Origin of the sequence: Actinoalloteichus sp. AHMU CJ021 (assembly GCF_002895405.1) — a bacterium.
In the GTDB taxonomy this organism is placed as follows: Bacteria; Actinomycetota; Actinomycetes; order Mycobacteriales; family Pseudonocardiaceae; genus Actinoalloteichus_B; species Actinoalloteichus_B caeruleus.
Genome location: NZ_CP025990.1, coordinates 5,493,680 through 5,512,660 on the forward strand (window position 1 = coordinate 5,493,680; position 18,981 = coordinate 5,512,660).

Consider the following 18,981-nt stretch of genomic DNA (forward strand, 5'->3'; position numbering starts at 1 on the left):
TGAAGTCCCAGAAAGAGACCGAGGAGGAACGATCCGATGAGGACCACGCGACGCACCGCCCTGGCTGGCGGCATCACCGCCTCGGCCCTGCTGCTCGCCGCCTGCGCCAACGGCGAGGAGGAAGCCCAGGACCCCGGGCCGGGAACGGACGGGGGCACGGTGACCAGCGCGCCGGAGCGACCGGAGGAGGACACCTCGCCGGAGGACGGGATGGCCGGTGACGGGGTGACCACGGCCGCCGACGTCTACGGGCCCGGCTGTGACCAGGTCCCCACCGACCCGGAGGACCCGGGGTCGGTCGAGGGCATGATCGACGACCCGGTGGGCACCGCCGCCAGCAACAACCCGCTGCTGACCAACCTGACGGCGGCCGTCGAGGCGGCCGGGCTCGGGGACACCCTCAACGACACCGGCGCCAGCTACACGGTCTTCGCGCCCGCCGACCCGGCCTTCGACGCGATCCCCGAGGACGAGCTGACCGCGTTGCTGACCGACCCGGACCGGGCGGACGACCTCACCGGCGTGCTGACCTACCACGTCGTCCCGGAGCGGTTGGACGCCGACGGCGTCGCCGAGTGGGGAACCCTCGACACCGTGCAGGGCGGCCAGCTCACGGTCGAGGGCTCGGGCGAGGACCTGACCGTCAACGGGGCCAGCGTGCTGTGCGGGAACATCCCGACCGCCAACGCCACGGTGTTCGTCGTCGACGAGGTGCTCATGCCCCAGGAGTGACCTCCGGCCAGGACGGCCTGGCGGGGGGCTGGTGACCACGCGGGACGGGGTGACCACCGGGACCGGCGGCGGTCGGTGCGCGACCGACCGCCGCCGAACCCCGGACCGGGTCGACCCGGATCAGCTCAGGGTGCCGCTGAGCTCGTTGGGGGCCGAGGGCAGCGACCCGGTCGCCGTGATCTCACCGGACTCGAGGTCCACGGCGTGGATCTCGGTGGCGCTGGGGTCGGTGACGAACGCCGTGCCACCTCGGACGAAGATCGCCGGGCGCGGCTGCTGCCACTCCAGCGGCTCCTCCCACTCGTCGATCACCGGGATGGTGTTGACGACCTCGGCGGTCTCCGGGTCGACGACGTGGATCGCGCCGTCGGTACCCAGGACGAGGGCCTCGCCCTCCGGGCCCCGGGCCAGGGAGCGGAAGGTGTAGCTGGTGCCCAGCTCGACGAGCTCCACGCTCGCGTCCTCGGTGTCGATCAGGGAGATCTGGGTGGGGCGTTCCAGCTCCGCGTCCGGGTCCTGCTTGTAGTCACCCAGGGTGATGCTCGACTCCTCGGAGCCGGCCTGGTTGCCGATGCGCCCGTAGTCGGTGGGGCTGTCCACCTTGGTGATCTCACCGTCGCGGTAGATCAGCACACCGGTCTCACAGCCGATCACCACCGCCTCGTCCCGCGCGGTGGCCTCACCGTGCACACCGGGGCAGTCCTCGTTGCGGGCGATCTCCTCGCCGTCGCCGTCGAGCACGACGATGCCGGGGCGTTCGTCCTCGTTGCCCAGGGTGGTCACCAGTTCGCCGGTGGACAGCTCGACCGCCACGCCGTGGTGCGGCTCCGGGGTCGTGTGGGTGTCCGCCTCGGGCAGCGAGTCGCCGAGGGAGTCGGTGTCGAAGATCAGCACCTCACCGGAACCGTCGAAGAACAGCACCGTCCTGCCCGCGTGGCGCACCACGTGACCGGGCTTGGGGCCCTCGAACTCCAGGTCCGTCAGCTCCGGCGTGGCCGCGTCCAGCACCTGGAAACCGGAGGACGTGGACACGAAGAGGTGGCGGTCGTCGCCGGCGGGGTTCAACCGGTTGAACCCGTCCAGGGCGATGTCCTCGACGACCTCCAGGGTCGTCGGGTCCAGCACGTAGAGGCCGCCGTCGTAGGTGGTGACGATGGGGTCGACGACCGAGGGCGTGGCTGCACCGGTCGACGCCTCGGCGTCGGTCGCCTCGTCGTTCTCGGTGGACCCGCCGCACGCGCTGAGGGTCAGCGCGGCGGCGAGGGCCGGCACGGCCAGTGCTCTCACACGTCCGGCCGGGGTGCGTGGGGAGGTTCGCATCTGTGTTCGCTCTCTGTTCTCGTTCGGTGTTCCCGGGCCGGCGGTCACCGGCCCGGTGCGGTGTCATGGGTGGTCAGAGCTGCCCGAGCAACCCCTGGGAGATCGAGTCGGTGTTGGCGCGCATCATGTCCAGGTAGGTCTCCGCCCCCTCGCCCTCCGCGCTCAGCGATTCGGAGAAGAGCGGGACCACCGCCACGTCCAGACCCGCGTGGTCGGCCAGGACCTGGGCGAGGCGGTCCGGCTGGGAGGAGTCGGCGAAGATCGCCGGCACCCCGGCGTCCCGCACCGCTCCGGCGAGGGACTCCAGGTCGGAGGCGCTGGGGGAGGCGAGTGTCGTCCCGCTGGGGATCACCGCGCCGACGACCTCGAAGTCGTAGCGTTCGGCGAGGTAGCCGAACACGTGGTGGTTGGTGACCAGCTGCCGCCGGTCGACCGGGATCTCGGCGAAGCGTTCCGCCATCTCCTCGTGCAGCGCCTCGAGCTCGGCACGGTAGGCGTCCGCGTTGGCCCGCACGGCCTCCTCGTCGACGCCGTCGACGTGCTCGACGACGCGGTCGGTGATCTCCTCGACCACCGCCACGACGCGCACCGGATCCGTCCAGAAGTGCGGGTCGGGTTCCCCCCGCGACTCGTCCGAGGTGTAGTCGATCGGGTCGGCGTGGTCACCCGCGGAGACGACCGGCACCCCGGACTCCTCGGCGGCCGCGACGTGGCGGAGCATCCCCTCCTCCAGGCCGAGGCCGTTGTGCACGAGCAGCCCGGCCCGCTCGACCAGAGCCGCCTCCCGGGCCGAGATCCCGAAGGAGTGAGGGTCGGCGTTGGGCCGCATCAGCACGGTCACCTCGGCCTGGTCACCGATGATGTTGCGGGTGATGTCGCCCAGGATGTTGGTGGTGACCACGACCTCGCCGTGGTCGGCGTCGGCGGTGGAGCACCCGGTGGCCGCCACCACGAGTCCGGTGGCCAGCGCGAGCAGGGAACCGGCGAGTCGGTGTGCGCGGGGGCGCGCGCCTCGGCCGCTCATCGTCCCGTCTCCACCATGTGGCTGGCCAGCCCCGGCACCTCGAGGGTGCGGGCGACCCGCAGGTCGTCGTTGTAGTCGATCTCGTGGATCTCACCGGAGGTCGGGTCGTTGACGTAGGCCCTGGTGGTGTCGACCTCGATGACCGGGGCCGGTGTCCCGGCCGCGGCCCCCGGCTCCAGCAGGGACACCGCGGCGGTCTCCTCACCGGTGTCCGGGTCGAGCCCCCGCAGCACACCGTCGGCGGTGAGGACGAGGACGGCGGATCCCTCGCCGGCCGTGTTGGCGGCCACGACGGGTTCGGTGGTCGCCCAGTGCCGCCACGTCCGTTCGGTGACGTCGAGGAGCCAGCCCCCCGCATCCCCTGCGGTGCCGACCAGCGTCGTGCTGCCAGGGCGGTGGCGGAAGGTGCTGATCCGCTCCCCGTCCTCGACCGGCTCCGGGTAGGCGATCAGTTCCCCGTCGAAACGGCCGTCGTCCTCGGTGACCAGCAGCGCGCCGTCGGCGCAGCCGAAGACCACGCCCCGGCGGGTCAGCGCCTGCCCGCGCGGGTCCTCGCAGGTCACGTCGAGGGTCGACACCGCTTCCCCGTCACGGTCCCGGATCTCGACGGTGCCGTCACCGGCTCCACCGCCGGCCGGCGCCAGCAGGTGCTCCCGGTAGGGGACCGTGGCGGAGGTGCCCGCCACCGGGACCTCCTCGACGCGGGGGACCACCGTCCCGCCGTCGAGTTCGGCCCGGTCGAGCACCAGCGTGCGACCGTCGGCGGAGGAGACCGCGGTCACCACGGGATCGCTGAAGGCGTCGGTGAGCTCCACGCCGTCGACGGTGCCGACGTCCCGGACCTCGGCCCGGTAGTAGTGCACGTGGTCCCCGTGGTCGACCATCCAGGAACCGCTGTCGATGACGTGGACCGCGTCGTCGGCACCGGCGACGTAGCCGAAGCGGCCGTCGCCGGCGATGTCCTCGACCCCCTCGACCTGGCCGACCTCGTGGACCTCCTCGTCGATGAGGTCGAGGACCCTGACCCCTCCGGTCTCCGCGTCCGCGATGACCAGCCGGGACTGCGCCTCGGCGGTCTCCTCCGCGCCTTCGACGTAGCCGTGGGGCACGTCCTCCTCGACGGTGGCCGGGCTCTCCGCCGGTGTCGTGCTGCCGCAGGCCGCGATCAGGACGGACACCGACGCGAGCCCAGCCGCGAGCCGGGCGGCCCGCGTGTGCTGTTGCCGTGTCACGGTTGGTACTCGGTCCTTTCGTGGTGGTCGTTCGGGGACGGCTCGGCACGGGGCGCGCGCCGGACGAGGCGGGCGGCGAGTGCCGAGAGGAAGAAGAGCAGGACGGCGGCGGCGACGATGGTCGCTCCGGCGGCCGTCCCGAAGTGCCAGGACACCAGCAGCCCCACGACGTTCGCGGTGACGCCGAGCGCGGCGGCACCGGCCATGATCGCCGGCACTCGCCTCGCCCACAGCGCGGCCGCCGCCGGCGGCGCGATGAGGAGTCCGAAGACCAGCAGGGTGCCCACCACGTGGAACGACGCGACGATCGCGAGCGTCACCAGGCCCAGCAGCAACCCCTCCGCCAGGCGTGGCCGCAGCCCCAGGGTGTGCGCTTTGCGGGGGTCGAAGGTCAGGGCGAGGAACGCCCGGTACCCGAGTGCCGAGACCAGGCCGGCGACGGCCAGGGCCACCGCGAGACCCACGAGGTCGCCGTCGCGGACGGCCAGGACGTCCCCGAAGAGGAACCCGGTCAGGTCGACGGCGAAGGACCGGGAGTGCGAGACGATGATCACGCCCGTCGAGAGCATGCCGACGAAGAGCATCCCGATCGCGGTGTCCCGGGAGATGCGGCGGGTTCGTCCCAGCGCGTTCACCCCCAGCGCCATCACTCCCGCGCTCAGCGCGGCCCCGATCAGGGGACTCCCACCGAGCAGTGAGGCCAGGGCGACGCCGGGGAGCATCCCGTGCGACATCGCGTCCCCGAGGAACGCCATGCCGCGCAACACCACCCAGGTGCCCACGAGCGCGCACACCAGCGAGACGAGCACGCCCGCCACCAGAGCCCGCTGCACGAAGGCCACCTCGAACGGCAGCAGAATGTCCATGGCGACGCACCTTATAGTGATAACCATTTTCATCAAACCGGGAAGGGGTGCCATGAGCGATTCAGTGCCAGGGATCACAGTCCGTGAGGTCTCGGCCGGGTACGGCCCCGTTCGAGTGCTCGACCAGGTCACGGCCGAGATTCCCCACCGACGAGTGACCGCCATCCTGGGACCCAACGGCGCGGGCAAGTCGTCGCTGCTCAACGTGATCGCCGGCACCCTGCCGGCCACCTCGGGCACCATCCTGGGCCTGGGCCCGCGCCCACCCGCCTACGTGCCGCAGCGCAGCGAGGTCTCGGACGCGTTGCCCATCACCGTGCGTGCCACCGTCGCGATGGGGCGGTGGGCGCACCGGGGCCCGTGGCGCCGCCTCACCCGAGCCGACCGGGCCGTCATCGACGACTGCCTCGCCGAACTCGGCATCTCCGACCTCGCCGAGCGGCAGCTCGGCGCGGTCTCGGGCGGCCAACGGCAGCGCGCCCTGGTCGCCCAGGGACTCGCCCAGCAGGCCGACCTGCTGCTGTTGGACGAACCCGCCGCCGGCCTCGACCTGAGCGCGCGGTCCCTCATCGACGAGGCGCTGCGCGGGGCGCGGGACCGGGGGACGACGGTCGTGCGGGTCACCCACGACCTCGAGGCCGCCCGCGAGGCCGACCACTGCGTCCTGCTGCGCGAGGGCCGGGTGATGGCGCAGGGCGACCCGGCCACCGTGCTCGACGCCGACACCATCAGCCTGGCCTGGAACGTGCCCACCCCCGGGCGGCCCGCCGCCCGCCGGGGCACCCCCGCCGGCTGAGGACGACGCGGCATCGCGGTCGGTCGAACCGGTGCCCGCCCGGCCGCGCCACCGGCCTCCCACCCGGTCCGCGTCGCGGGTTCCCGTCCGTGGAGTCCCGGCACTCCCCACCGCGCATGGGGAGCGCATGCCGGCGCCGTCGGCCCCGGGAACCCGGGACGGCGGCGGGCGTCCCCGGCCCGACGGGCGCGGCGAGCGGGGGCGCCGGGAGGGAGGACGCGGCGCTGGGGGACCACCACGGCACCGCCCGCCAGCGTCGACCGCGATCGGCGGGGGGGGGGCGGGGGGCGTGACGGCCCCCGGGGCGGGACCGGTTCTCCGACGTCGCGCGGAGGAGCCGCCGGCGTGCGCCCACGTCCGACCGCCGGTGCCACGGGGACCGCCCCACCCGCTCCCGCCCGACCGAACCCGACACCGCTCCGGTGCCGCCCGCCCCTCGGACCCCTGGCGCCAGCCCGGTCACCGACTCCCCGAGGTACCCGACGTCGCCACCGGCACCGCCCACCGCGTTCCCCGGCGGCCGGCCCGCCACCAACCGCCGTGCCGACGTCCCCGGCCCCGCCGAAGTCAGAACAACCGGACGGGGTTGACGATGTCGGCCGTGACGGTCAACACCATCACCACGGCGCCGATCAGGACCAGCACCAGAGTCACCCCGGTCAGCCGGTTGTAGTCGACGGGACCCCCGGCCGCCCTGCCTCGAAGCCCGCGCACCACGTCCCGGACCCGCTCGTACCAGCCGACGGCGATGTGGCCGCCGTCCAGCGGCAGCAGCGGCAGCAGGTTGAAGACACCCATGAAGAAGTTCAGGCTCGCCAACAGGATCAGGAACAACGGCCACAGGCCGTGCTGGACGGCCTCCCCGCCGATGCGGCTGGCCCCGACCACGCTGATCGGCGTCTCCGGGTCCCGCTCATCCCCGAAGATCGCCGACACCACCGCCGGGATCCGCTGGGGGAACTCGACGAGCCGGTGGAAGGTCTGCACCACCATGTCACCGGTGAACGCGGCGGTACCCGGGATGGCGGCCACCGGCCCGTACTCGAACTGGCGGACGAAGGAGACGCCGATCGTGCCCGTCGTCCGGATCTCCGGCTCCGCTTCCCCCGGCACCGCCACCGGCCGCTCGACCTGGCGCACGTCCACCGTCACGGGCCGCGTCCCGCCGTCGCGTTCGACCTCCAACCGGGTCGGACCGGACGAGCCCTGGACCGCGACCATGACCTCCGCGTAGGTGAGGGTCGTGACTCCGTCCACCGAGACGATCCGGTCACCGGGGCGGAGGCCCGCCTCCCGGGCGGGCGCGGCGTCACCAGCCTCGCAGCGGGGGTCGCTGACTTCTTCCGGGGTCGTCGCGTCCCGCACGCAGGAGGCGACGGACTCCACCTGGGGAACGCCGGCGACGTTCGGCAGGCCCATCGTCGTGGCCATCAGGTAGAGGATCAGGAAACCGAGGCCGAACTGCATGACCGAACCGGCGGCCATCACCACCGTCCGCTTCCAGACGGGGAACCGCCACATCGCGCGGGGGGCCTCCTCCGGGGTGACCTCGTCGAGCGAGGTCATCCCGGCGATCTCGCAGAAACCCCCCAGGGGGATCGCCTTCAGGCCGTACTGGGTGTGACCCCGTCGGAACGAGAAGATCGTCGGCCCGAAACCGACGAAGTACCGGCGAACCCGCATCCCGAAGGCGCGAGCGGTCCACATGTGACCCGCTTCGTGCAGGGAGACGGAGAACCAGAAGCACAGGACGAACAACACGACGCCGAGAACGTACGCGAGCACCCGAGGGCCCTCCTGACCTGGAGCGGCGCGACCTCCGGGATCGTACCGAGCACCGCCCCGATCCGCCCGTGCGACGCCCGGCGCCGTCGGAGACCGCCACCGCGCCGCTCGCCCCTCGGGCGGGCCGGGCGCGGCCACACCCGACCCGCGCCGGCACGCCTCACATGTAGGCGGTGGACCCGTCCGGGCGGTTCGGCACCCGGCGGACCCAGTGCACGTGGTCGTCCCGCAGCAGCGCCTCCTCGTCGATCTCCACTCCCCAGCCGGGGCGGTCCGGGCGGAGCTCCAGGTGCCCGTCGACCGGGACGTACGGGTCCGGGCACCACCGCACCTCGTCCGGTTTGTACTCCAGGACGGAGAAGTTCGGCGTCGCCGCCGCGAAGTGCACGTTCGCGGCGGTGGCCAACGGGCCCATCGGGTTGTGCGGCGCCAACGGCACGTAGTGCGCCTCGGTGATCGCCGCGATCTTGCGCATCTGGGTCAGCCCACCCACGACGCAGATGTCCGGCTGGGCGATGTCGACTCCCTGCGCGGCGCACAGGGCGAGGAACTCGTGCGGCGTGTACAGCGACTCCCCGGTCGCGAGCGGAACCGACATGCGCGACCGCAACCGAGCCCACGCGGGGATGTGTTCCGGGCGCAGGGGTTCCTCCAGGAACAGCGGGTCGTTCGGGGCGAGCGCCGCCGCCAGCCGCTCCGCCCGCGCCGGCTCCCACACGCACGCGTGCGCGTCGAACGCGAACTCCCACTGGTCGGGGTGGGACTCCCTGACCTGTCCGAAGTACTCGCCCAGCTCCCGGCACACCACCCCCCACCTGTTGGTGTGGATGTCCGCGCGGTACGGGCTGAGCTTGAAGGCCGTCACCCCGTACCGCTCGTGGGCCTCCGCGGTGCGCTCACGCAGCTCGGGCAGGTCCGGTGCCGAGTACAGGCCGGCGTACACCCGGACCCGGTCCCGCACGGCGCCGCCCAGCAACTGGTACACCGGGAGCCCGGCGGCCTTGCCCGCGATGTCCCACAGGGCGTGGTCGATGGCCGCGATCGCCGCGAGACCCAGCGCGCCGGGCGGGAACCGGGATGACTGCAACAGCAGCTCGTTGACGTAGGACGTCCGGCGCGGGTCCACGCCCCGGATCTGGTCGAACAGGTAGTCGAGCAGCGGCGGGAAGGCGTGGTCCGGGCCGTGGTTGTACGTCTCGGCCCAGCCGTGGATCCCGGCGTCGGTACCGATGCGGACGAGCAGGCGGGGCCGGTCACCGACCCGCTGCATGTAGGTGTCGAGCGTCGTGACGCGCATGACGTCCCCTCCCTCAGGCGGCGTCGCCGCTGGTCAGGCCCGGCCAGTCCGCGACCGCGCTGGTGACGGCGGCCGCGACGTCCTCGGGGAGCTGGCGGCTCGGTGGCCGCACGTCGCGGCGGCACAGCCCCGCCTGGGCCATGGCCTCCTTCACGACCGAGACGTTGTCGGCCGACCCGTCCCGGGACCGCAGCTCCTCGAACCGGCGGATGCGACGCCACTGCGCGGCGACCGACGCGGCGTCACCGGCGCGCAGGCCGGCCAACATCGCCAACGACACCGCCGGCGACACGTTGACCAGGCCCGAGGTGAAGGCCCGGGCGCCCGCCTGCCAGTAGGCGGGCGCGTACGGTTCGGCGAGACCGGCGATCCACAACAGGTCGTCCCGGCCGACGTCGGCGAGGGTGCCCGCGAAGTGCGCCGGGTCCGGCACCGAGTACTTCAACCCGACCAGGTTCGGCGCCCCCTCGGCCAGGGACCTGATCGCCTCCCCGGTGATCCTCGGGCTGCGGACGTAGGGCAGCACGCCGATCTCGGGCACCGCCGAGGCGACGGCGGCGTTGTAGCCGGCCCAGCCGGTGGGGGAGAGGTAGGGGTGGGCCGGTTCGTGCACCATGACGGCGTCCGCCCCGGCGTCCCGGGCGTGCCGGGCGTCCTCGCGGGCGGTGCGCAGGTCGAAGCCCACCCCGGCCACGACGGTGGCCCGGTCGCCGGCCGCCTCCACGGTCACCTCCACCGCGCGCCGCCGTTCCGCCGGGCTCAGCGCGTAGAACTCGCCGGTGTTGCCGTTGACGGTGAGGGCCGTGATCCCGTGGTCCACCAGGCGTCGGGTCAACGTGGCGAGCAAGGGCCAGTCCACCTCGCCCTCGCCGTCGAAGGGGGTGATGGGGATGGCGACGACGGTCGCGAGGCGGTCGGTCAGGTCCTGGGGGTGCATGGTCGTCCTCACGGGGTCGCTTCCGGAGCGGCCGGGCGGGAGTCGCCCTGGTCGAAGGTCATGACGGGTTTGATGCGGACGCACAGGCCGTAGATGAGGGCGCTCACCAGGCTGCTGACGCCCGCGAAGATCATTGGGCCGAGGTAGGAGTTGTTGGACACCGCCAGGAAGAAGCCGATGGCGATCGGGCTGATGATGTTGCCCAGCTGGGAACCGAAGTTCTGGAAGCCGGCGATGGATCCCACGACGTCCGGGGACGGCGCGACCTCCGACGGCAGGCTGAGGATCGCGGCGCCGGCGAACGAGTGAGCCGCGTTGCTCAGGGTCAGCAGGGCCATCACGGCCGCCGTGCTCTCCACGAACGGGGTGAAGGCGATGCAGGCGCTCAGCGCCAGCCCGGTGATGATCGGGAGCTTGCGCGCCAGGTTCGTCGACATGCCGCTGGCGAGCATCCGGTCCGACACCACCCCACCGAGGACGGTGGCGCCGACCGCCACCAGCGGAGGGATCGCTCCCACGAGACCGAACTCGGCCTCCGAGAGCCCCCTGTCCTGGAGCAGGTAGCTGGGGTACCAGGTGAGGAAGAACGCGCCGGCCAGCGAGCGGAAGACGTAACCGAAGGTCAGCGCCCACACCTGCCCGTCGCGCAGCAGGTCGGTCCAGGGCGCCGCCGCCCGCTCGGCATGGTCGGGAACCATCTCGGCCTGGTCGGAGCGGATGTGCGCGAGCTCGGCGGCGTTGACCCTCGGATGGTCCTCGGGGGACCGGTACACCTTCAACCAGCCGAGGATCCACAGGGCGCCCACGCCACCGATGACCACGAAGACGGCCCGCCAGCCGGCGACGACGGCCAGACCGGTGACGACCGGCACCGACAGCGCCACCCCGATCTGCTGGCCCATGTCGAAGATGCTCGAGGCGAACGCCCGTTCCCGTCGGGGGAACCACTTCGACACGACGGTGACGTTCGCCGGCTGCACCGGGGCCTCGCCGATGCCGAGTCCGAGCCGGAAGACGATGATGCTGGCCGCCCCCTGGGCGACGGCGGTCAGCGCGGTCCAGATCGACCACCAGCCCACCGCGATCGGGTACACCAGGCGGGGGCCGAGGCGGTCGAGCAACCAGCCCGAGGGGATCTGGAAGAGCGCGTAGGTCCAGAAGAAGGACGACAGCAGCACACCCTGGATCGCGGGACTGATCTCGAACTCGCGGGAGATGAACGGGAGGGCGACGCTCAACGCCGACCGGTCGAGGTAGGCGATGGTCAGGCCGAGCGCGGAGAACCCGACGATCGTCCATCGCATGTTGCTGCGCCGACGCGCGGCGGGCTCGCGGTTGGCGGCCGCCGGCGACGGTGTGTCACCATGAAGCATCGTTGCTCCTCTGAGTGGCGATGTCGCGTTCCCCGTCGTGCGGAACGCGTGACTCCTGACGGTGTGGCCCGGAAACCTGGCAGTGGACGGGCCACACCGCGTGGTGTGTGGTCAGCGTGGTTGGAGACCACCCTCCTCCCGGGGCAGTGCGTCGACGAAGTCCTGGATGTGCCGGGCGGTCAGTTCGGCCGCCGTGGCCGCGTCGCCACGGGTGGCCGCGTCGAGGATCGCCGCGTGCTCCTCCGCTTCGGACTCCCAGGAGGACCGCCGCGCCCAGGCCGACACCGACACCAGCGCGGTCTGGTCTCGCAGTCCGTCGAGCGTCGTGACGAGCAGGGGGTTGCCGCACCGGGCGTAGAGCCCCCGGTGGAAGTCGCGGTTGGCGATGCTGCGTTCGGCGTCGCCGGCGGCGGTCCGAGCCCGTTCCAGGGCCGCCGCGGCCTCGGAGAGGTCGCCGCCGGCGAGGACGGAGCGGCGCACCGCCTCGGGTTCGAGCAGCAGTCGCATGTCGTAGACGGCCACCGCGTCGGCGTGGGACATCCTCGCCACCGTGGCGCCCCGGTAGGGGCTGAGGACGACCAGACCGGAGCCGTGCAGTGTCTTGAGCGCCTCGCGGACCGGTGTCTTGGAGACGCCCAGCCGTTCGGCCAGTTCCTGCTCGACCAACGCGGTGCCCGGTGTGAGGCTGCCGTCGAGGATGGCCGACTTGATGACGCCGAGCACGTGCTCCGTGCGCGACGGGATCATCTCGGGTCTCCGCGCGGTCACCGGCGGCCGTCCTCGATCGTCATGGCGGGTAGTATATGAGATATGATCGCCCGGTCAAGGGGTTCTACCAGCGCTTTTCTTGGAGTGATCCCCGCGTTCGGTCGGCGCTGAGGGGTTGGTGAACCCCTCAGCCGGCCGGTGGGCGGCGAAACCGGGCGGCGGAACAACGCACCCCGCCGCCCAGCCCAGCCCCCGAGGGGACGCACCGAGTGCCGGCGGTCCCGACCGCCCTTCGTCGCACCGCCCCGTGCCCGGCCCGTGTCACCGCGCGACGAGTTTCAGCACCCCGCCCTCCCCGTTGGCCGCCAGGTAGACGGCCCCGTCCGGGCCGACGGCGAGACCGGCGAAGGGCCGGGGAACCCCCGGCATCCCGGCGGCTGCCAGCGCCGGCGGCGTGCGGGCGGAACCGGGCGGCGCGCCCACGGCCAGGTCCGCCACCTCCACCGCGACCTCCCCCGTGTCCGGGTCGACCGCGATGAGCCGTCGCCGGCCGACCTCCACCACCAGCAGGTCGTCACCGCGCACCGCGAGACCCTGCGGCAGGTCCAGTCCCTCGGCCACGGGCACCGCGACACCGTCGTCGACGCGGTGCAGGACGCCGGTGGCCTCGTCGGTGACGTAGCAGTGCCCCCGCCCGTCGACGGCGACGTCGACGGGCCGCTCCAGTCCCGCCACGAGCACGGCGACGGTGTCCCGCTCGTCGATGACCACCACCCGGCCGCGTCCGGACTCGGCGACGAGGACGGCCCCGTCGGCCCGCGCGGCCAGCCCCACCGGGGCGTCCAACCCTTCGACCCGCGTCCGCGACGAGCCGGTGGCGGGGTCGTGGGTCCGCAGTTCGCCGAACTCGGAGGTCAGGTGGAGCAGGCCCCGCGCGTCGCAGGTCAGGCCGTGGGTGAACGGCAGCAGCTCCCGGGTGGTCACCGCCCCCTCGTCCTCGACCGACGCCAGCCGGTAGTGGTCCCCGAGGTGCACCCGGCCGCCCAGGTCGACGGTGACGCCGAACGGCCCGTCCAGCCCACGGGGCACGATCTCCCGTGACCGGCCGTCGGGCCGCAACTCGGCGATGCCGCCGCTCGCGTAACTGGACACGTACATGCGGCCCTCGCCGTCGAAGGCGGCGTTGTCCAACCCGACGATGCCACTGGGCACCACCGAGCGTTCACCGGCTCCCCACCCGCTGACGCGGGTGACGACGCCGGCCGCGCCCATCGACAGGACGAGCAGGTCCCCGGCCGGGTCGAACCGCACCGCCACCGGGTTGTCCACGTCCTCCGCCACGAGTTCCGGGCCGCCACCGTCGACGGGGACCCGGAACACCTCGCCGCTGAGCATGTGCGGGTAGTACAGGCACCCGTCCGGGCCGAGCTGCATCGCGTTGCCCATGGCCAGGTCGTCGGCCAGCACCACGGGTGCACCGCCGGTGGGGAACAGCTCCAGCAGCCTGCCGCCCGGGCGCATCTCGTTGACGAACAGCCGGTCGCCCACGACGGCGATCCCGTTGGGCAGGACGACGTCGTCGGCGACGAGCGCGTACTCCCCCTCCGGGCTCCGGCGCCACACCCGGCCCGGTACGAGGTCGGTGACGTAGAGGGAACCGTCCGGCCCGAACGCGAGGTCGTCCGGCGACTGGATCGGACCGCCGGCGGGAACGACCGTGTCGACCTCACCCGAGGCGAGGTCGACCGCGCTGATGACGCCGGCCAGGAACTGCGCCACGTACAACCGGCCGTCCGGGCCGAACGTCACACCGTTGGAGCCCCACAGCCGGTTCGGCCCGGCGAGCCGCCGCACGTCCCAGCGTGCGCCGCCCACCGGGTCGCGTGGGGTGCCGTACCTGCTCGCCCCCGGAGCCCCGGTCACGGGGAGACCGCCAGCACGTCGTCCATGCCGCCCTCGTCCCGCCACCGGCGGAGCAGGCGGTGGAAGGCGACCGGCCCGTCGGCGTAGGTCTCGCCTCGGGGGCGTGGGCGGCCCTCGTTGTTGTAGTAGCCGGGGGTGCACTCGGACTGGAACCGGAACTGGTCGGGGGCGTTCCTCCTGAGGCCGTCGACCCAGGCGGCCTCGGCCTCGGCGGTCGGTTCCACGACGACGACACCCCGTCGACGGGCCTCCGCCACCACCTCGGCGATATGGGTGGCCTGCTCGTCGAGGACGTGCACGAAGTTGACCGAGGAGGCGTTCTGGAGCGGACCGAGGTGGAAGAGGTTCGGGAACCCGTGGCTGTAGAAGCCGTGCAGGGTGCGCGGACCCTCGCGCCAGTACTCCAGCAGGGCCAGCCCGTCCCTCCCGTGCACGGGCAGCCGGCCGCGCAGCACGTCGGACATCCCCACCTCGAAACCGGTGGCGAAGACGACGCAGTCGACCTCGTACTCGCGGTCGCCGACCACTACCCCGGACTCGGTGAGCCGTTCCACCCCGCCGTGGTCGGCGGTGTCGACCAGGGTGACGTTCTCCCTGTTGAAGGTCGCCAGGTACTCGTCGCTGAACGTCGGCCGCTTGCACAGGTACCGGTACCAGGGTTTGAGCGCCTCGGCCGTCGTCGGGTCGTCGATCTCGGCCGCCACGCGGGCCCGGATCTCGTTCATCTTCTGGAAGTCGGCGATCTCGTCCACCGCCTCGCGTTCCTCCGGGGAGAGGCCGGTGCGCGCGTTGGTGGGGATCAGCTTCTGGAGGAGCCGCGCGCTGGAGGTCCACCCGTCGCCGACCAGGTCCTCCTCGACGCGTTCCCCGCTGACCACCGCGAGGAAGTTGTCCCGGCGTCGCCGCTGCCAGCCTGGGGCGAGCGTCCGCGCCCAGTCGGGGTCGGTGCGGCGGTTCCCCCGCGTGTCCACCGAGGACGGGGTTCGTTGGAAGACGTACAGGTGCCGGGCGTCGCGTCCCAGGTGGGGGACCACCTGGATGGCGGTGGCGCCGGTGCCGATGAGGGCGACGCGTTTGTCGGCGAGGCCGACCAGGCCGCCGTCGGCGCTGCCACCGGTGTAGTCGTAGTCCCACCTGCTGGTGTGGAAGGTGTGGCCCCGGAAGGTGTCGATGCCGGGGATGCCGGGCAGCTTCGGCTGGTCGAGCGTTCCGCTGGAGACGACCACGTGCCGAGCCCGGATGCGGTCCTCGCGGTCGGTCCCCACGACCCACTCCTCGGCCCGCTCGTCCCACCGGAGTTCCCGGACGGCGGTGCGGAAGCAGGCGTCCCGGTAGAGGTCGTACGTCCGGGCGATGTCCTGGGCGTGGCGGAGGATCTCCGCTCCCGGCGAGTACTTCCACTCGGGGACGGTCCCGATCTCCTCCAACAGGGGCAGGTACACGTAGGACTCGATGTCGCAGTGGATGCCCGGGTAGCGGTTCCAGTACCACGTCCCGCCGAAGTCACCGCCCTTCTCGATCACGCGGATCCGCTCGACGCCTACCTGGCGGAGCCGGCTGGCCGCCAGCAGTCCGCCGAAGCCGCCGCCGACGACCACCACGTCCACCTGGTCGGTGAGGGGGGACCTGGGGGGCTCGGGTTCCGCGTAGGGGTCCTCCGCGTAGTAGCCGAAGCGGCCCTCCGGCCGCTGGTGGTGGAGCCTGCCGTCCGTGCGGAGGCGGCGGTCCCGTTCCTCGCGGTACTTCGCGCGGAGGGCGTCGGGATCGAAGCCCAGCTCGTCCGGGATGGTCGGGGTGCCGGAGGTGGACATGCGTGCCTTTCGTCGCGGTGATCACCACTGGGATCCAGGAAACCCATCCCCACCCATTAAGTCAAGCGAGTGATTTAATGGTGGGCGGTGCGCGGTTCGTCCGTTCTCGACCGTTCCACCACCAGCTCACCACGACACCTCGACCGCCGGGAGGCCGACGAATGAGCGACCCAACCCCTGTGCTGACCGCCGACACCCCGGTCGGCCAGTGGCTCACCCACCCCGTGGGCGGGCCCCTGCTCAGAGACCTGCTCAGCCAGGGGGGAGTGGACGAGGACGCCCTGGCGGCCGTCCGGCAGATCCCGCTCGGCCACCTCGTCGCCCTGAGCCGGGGCCGCCTGCCGCAGGACGCGGTGGACGACCTCGTCACCAGGGCCGGCGCGCGTCGCCGCGCCTGCCCGCCGGTAGAGGGTGAACGGGAGAACACTGAGGGCCCGGCGGGCTGTCCTCCTGCCGGCTGACCGCCGTCGTCCTCGCGGTTCGTACTCGGCATGTACAGCGTGGTCCTGGTGAGCGTGCTGACCCGCGAGACCCTCCAGCCGGCCACCGCTGTGAATATCCTGCTGTTCACCGGGTCAACTCCCTCGCCGTGATCACCGTCGTCGCGCCGCCGGGGACTCGTCCGATCGACTGGGCCGTGGTCGTCCTCACGCAGTGGGCGCCACGATCGGGGCTGCGCTGCGGCCGGGGCCGGCGGCGGTTCCCACCCGTCCCTGCTGCGGGGGCTGACCCCTCGTTGGAGGCATCTCGGTCCTCAGCACGGTCTTCTTCTGGCCGGACCCCCGCCTGAACTTCAGCCACCAGGGCCCGTGATCCCACCATCCACCGGCCGAGCCCAGCGCGACGTCGGAACGGACGACGGTCGCCGTACCGCTCGAGGGGCGGCGGGGCACGGGAGGGCCAGGCCACCCTGACGGTCACGGGGCTCGCGCGGGCAGGGCGGCGAAGAAGACCCCCGGCGTCGCGGTACCAGGATCGGACTGGATGGGACCGGCCGCGCGGCCAGGGCATGAGGCATGGCCGAAGGCCCTGGAGGACGCCGGCTGGTTCAGCGACACTGGCCCCGGCTCCACGTCTCGACGTGGAGCCGGGACGTGCACCTCCCCGCGGCGGAAGGACGACCGGTGAGCGAGAACGGCACCACGGTCAAGTGCCTGGTCTGGGACCTGGACAACACGCTGTGGCGGGGCATCCTGCTGGAGGACGGGGATGTCTCCGTCAGCGGTGAGATCCTCGAGGTGGTCCAGGCACTCGACGCACGGGGGATCCTCCAAGCGGTCGCCAGCAAGAACGACCACGACCACGCGTGGGCACGACTGGAGCGGCTCGGTATCGCCGAGTATTTCGTCCTCGCCGTGATCGGTTGGGGGCCCAAGTCGCGGTCGGTGCGGTCGATCGCGGAGCGGCTGAACTTCGCCCACCACACCATCGCCTTCGTCGACGACCAGCCAACTGAACGCGCCGAGGTCGCCTTCCACCTGCCCGACGTCCGGTGCTACCCCGCCGAGGAGGCAACCAGCTTCCCCGCGCTGTCCGAGTTCACCCCGAGGTCGACCACCGTGGACTCCGCACGGCGGCGAGCGATGGTCCAGGCCCAGTTCCGCCGGGAGGCAGAACGTTCCGAGTTCGCCGGGCCTGACGTGGAATTCCTGCGCACCCTCGACCTCGACCTCCGGCTGTGCCGGGCCACCGAGAGCGAGCTTAGCCGCGTCGAGGAGCTGACCCTGCGCACCAGCCAGATGAACGCCACCGGAGTCCACTACTCGGACGAGTCCCTGCGCGACCTGCTCGACGACGAGAACCACGACGTGCTGGTGGCCACCCTCAGCGACCGTTTCGGTACCCACGGGGCGATCAGCGTCGTGCTACTGGAACGCCATCTCACCGCCTGGCACCTGAAACTGCTTGCTACCTCCTGTCGAGTGGTCTCATTCGGTGTGGGCGGCGTGATCCTCAACTGGATCGAGGACCAGGCCGCCCAGAACGGGGCGCACCTAGTCGCCGATTTCCGGCGCACCGAGCGGAACCGCATGATGGAGGTCGCCTACCGCTTCGCGGGTTTCGACAACCAGGATTGCGCTTGCCGAGCGGAGATCGGCCCGTCGGCGACCGAGGGCGTTCGCCAACTGCACCTGCGGGCCGCGCGGCGCGAATCTCCCGACACACTCCGGCTCACCGCTCCCGATCTGGCGCACCGCCCGGGTGAGGCGGTTACTCCGCTCTGGTGAGCGGGTCGGCCAGTACGCGATGACCAGCACCGCCCGGCCGTCGGTGTGCACCTGCTCCGGTACCCGCACCGGCGGTGGGAGGTCCGCCATGGCCCGGTACGCTGTGGTCACCACGTCCCGCATGACTCACGCCCCAGCCGAATCCATGATCCGGGGGTGGTGTCAGCAGACCTGGTGGCACCGAGGACCGCTGACAGGGGACACGACCACCATGGTAGGTCTCGTCGTCACGGGGTGCCGGCGCTCGACCGGTGAGCATCCACAACGAACGACGGAACCCGCATGACCAGCAACGTCGGCGTGTTCCTCGGTCTCGACGTCGGGAAGACCTCCCACCACGCCGTGGGGCTGGGCCCCACCGGTCAACGGCTGCACGACCGGCCACTACCCAACATCGAACCCCGACTCCGGGGCCCTGTTCGACACACTCGCCGCCAACGGACCGCTGCTGGTCGTGGTCGACCAGCCCGCCACGATCGGCGCGCTCCCCGTCACCGTCCCCCAAGCGCGCGGCCACCAGGTCACCTCCCCGCCCGGCCTGGCCACCCGCCGCATCACCGACCTCGACCCCGGGCGGGCCACGACCGATGCGGGGGACGTTTTCATCATCGCCGATGCCGCCCGCTCACCGCCTCACACGCCGCGCCTGGTCGACATCGGTGACGACACCCTGGCCGAGCTGGCGGTGCTGGTCAGGTTCGACGACGACCTGGCCGGGAGGCCACCCGCGTGGCCAATCGTATCCGTGGCCCGCTCACCGGTTTCCACCCCGCTCGCGAACTCGTGATCAGCCCGAGGATCAGTCACATGGCGGTGCTGGAGATCCTCTCTCGTCGCGGCGGCCCCACCGGTATCAGCCAGGCCGGACGACGCACGCTCGTCACCATCGCCCAGGCCCACGCCCCTCGCCTGGGGGACAGGCTGGGCCCCGCGATCCTGGACCCGCTGG

Annotated in this window: 15 protein-coding genes and 1 pseudogene; 5 read left to right on the forward strand and 11 right to left on the reverse strand. The window is 72.3% G+C overall.

All coding sequences use genetic code 11. The features are described from left to right. Positions 1-36 precede the first annotated feature (36 nt). The gene (locus C1701_RS23265) at positions 37-732 is read left to right on the forward strand and encodes a fasciclin domain-containing protein (RefSeq protein WP_030106157.1); all 696 of its coding nucleotides are present in this window, start codon (positions 37-39) and stop codon (positions 730-732) included. A 120-nt stretch (positions 733-852) separates the two neighbouring features. Here the strand turns inward: C1701_RS23265 and aztD are convergent, their stop codons facing one another. The 4 genes from aztD to aztB all read right to left on the reverse strand — a co-directional run bounded on the left by aztD (position 853) and on the right by aztB (position 5,174). Continuing rightward, entirely contained in the window at positions 853-2,052 is a 1,200-nt protein-coding gene (gene aztD / locus C1701_RS23270; protein WP_026420627.1) for a zinc metallochaperone AztD, read from the reverse strand. Positions 2,053-2,125: 73 nt separating this feature from the next. Continuing rightward, positions 2,126-3,076: a zinc ABC transporter substrate-binding protein AztC gene (gene aztC / locus C1701_RS23275; RefSeq protein WP_026420626.1), complete on the reverse strand. Its 951-nt coding sequence runs from the start codon at positions 3,074-3,076 to the stop codon at positions 2,126-2,128. Then, positions 3,073-4,308, reverse strand: coding sequence for a hypothetical protein (locus C1701_RS23280; RefSeq protein WP_103056606.1), 1,236 nt, complete (start codon positions 4,306-4,308; stop codon positions 3,073-3,075). Before C1701_RS23280 ends, aztC begins: the two co-directional genes overlap by 4 nt. Beyond that, complete coding sequence (aztB, locus tag C1701_RS23285; protein ID WP_026420624.1) at positions 4,305-5,174, reverse strand: zinc ABC transporter permease AztB; 870 nt, start codon at positions 5,172-5,174, stop codon at positions 4,305-4,307. The genes C1701_RS23280 and aztB overlap by 4 nt, the downstream gene beginning before the upstream one ends. A 52-nt stretch (positions 5,175-5,226) precedes the next feature. Here aztB and aztA point away from each other — a divergent pair, with 52 nt between their 5' ends. Beyond that, positions 5,227-5,970, forward strand: coding sequence for a zinc ABC transporter ATP-binding protein AztA (gene aztA, locus C1701_RS23290; RefSeq protein ID WP_030106160.1), 744 nt, complete (start codon positions 5,227-5,229; stop codon positions 5,968-5,970). A gap of 567 nt (positions 5,971-6,537) precedes the next feature. Here the strand turns inward: aztA and C1701_RS23295 are convergent. The 7 genes from C1701_RS23295 to C1701_RS23325 all read right to left on the reverse strand — a co-directional run bounded on the left by C1701_RS23295 (position 6,538) and on the right by C1701_RS23325 (position 15,804). Continuing rightward, complete coding sequence (locus C1701_RS23295) at positions 6,538-7,755, reverse strand: M50 family metallopeptidase (RefSeq protein WP_026420622.1); 1,218 nt, start codon at positions 7,753-7,755, stop codon at positions 6,538-6,540. Positions 7,756-7,915: 160 nt separating this feature from the next. Further along, positions 7,916-9,052, reverse strand: coding sequence for a mandelate racemase/muconate lactonizing enzyme family protein (locus C1701_RS23300; protein ID WP_026420621.1), 1,137 nt, complete (start codon positions 9,050-9,052; stop codon positions 7,916-7,918). A 13-nt stretch (positions 9,053-9,065) separates the two neighbouring features. After that, on the reverse strand, positions 9,066-9,989 hold the full coding sequence (locus C1701_RS23305; RefSeq protein ID WP_030227248.1) for a dihydrodipicolinate synthase family protein: 924 nt from the start codon (positions 9,987-9,989) through the stop codon (positions 9,066-9,068). Between the two features lie 8 nt (positions 9,990-9,997). After that, positions 9,998-11,362, reverse strand: coding sequence for an MFS transporter (locus tag C1701_RS23310; RefSeq protein WP_051314387.1), 1,365 nt, complete (start codon positions 11,360-11,362; stop codon positions 9,998-10,000). A 111-nt stretch (positions 11,363-11,473) separates the two neighbouring features. Beyond that, positions 11,474-12,130 carry a GntR family transcriptional regulator gene (locus C1701_RS23315; RefSeq protein WP_335334192.1) on the reverse strand — a complete coding sequence of 219 codons (657 nt, stop codon included), beginning with the start codon at positions 12,128-12,130 and terminating at the stop codon, positions 11,474-11,476. Between the two features lie 261 nt (positions 12,131-12,391). Next, the gene (locus C1701_RS23320) at positions 12,392-13,993 is read right to left on the reverse strand and encodes a hypothetical protein (RefSeq protein WP_103056608.1); all 1,602 of its coding nucleotides are present in this window, start codon (positions 13,991-13,993) and stop codon (positions 12,392-12,394) included. Then, positions 13,990-15,804, reverse strand: coding sequence for a flavin-containing monooxygenase (locus tag C1701_RS23325; RefSeq protein ID WP_103056609.1), 1,815 nt, complete (start codon positions 15,802-15,804; stop codon positions 13,990-13,992). The genes C1701_RS23320 and C1701_RS23325 overlap by 4 nt, the downstream gene beginning before the upstream one ends. A gap of 161 nt (positions 15,805-15,965) precedes the next feature. Between C1701_RS23325 and C1701_RS23330 the strand changes: the two genes are divergently transcribed. From C1701_RS23330 to C1701_RS23340, 3 genes and pseudogenes are all read left to right on the forward strand, one after another. Then, complete coding sequence (locus C1701_RS23330) at positions 15,966-16,265, forward strand: hypothetical protein (RefSeq protein ID WP_337661901.1); 300 nt, start codon at positions 15,966-15,968, stop codon at positions 16,263-16,265. A 663-nt stretch (positions 16,266-16,928) separates the two neighbouring features. Then, positions 16,929-18,032: an HAD-IIIC family phosphatase gene (locus C1701_RS23335; protein WP_103056611.1), complete on the forward strand. Its 1,104-nt coding sequence runs from the start codon at positions 16,929-16,931 to the stop codon at positions 18,030-18,032. Between the two features lie 282 nt (positions 18,033-18,314). Then, positions 18,315-18,968 (forward strand): annotated as a pseudogene (locus C1701_RS23340) (IS110 family transposase); the annotation flags it as partial. Positions 18,969-18,981 lie beyond the last annotated feature (13 nt).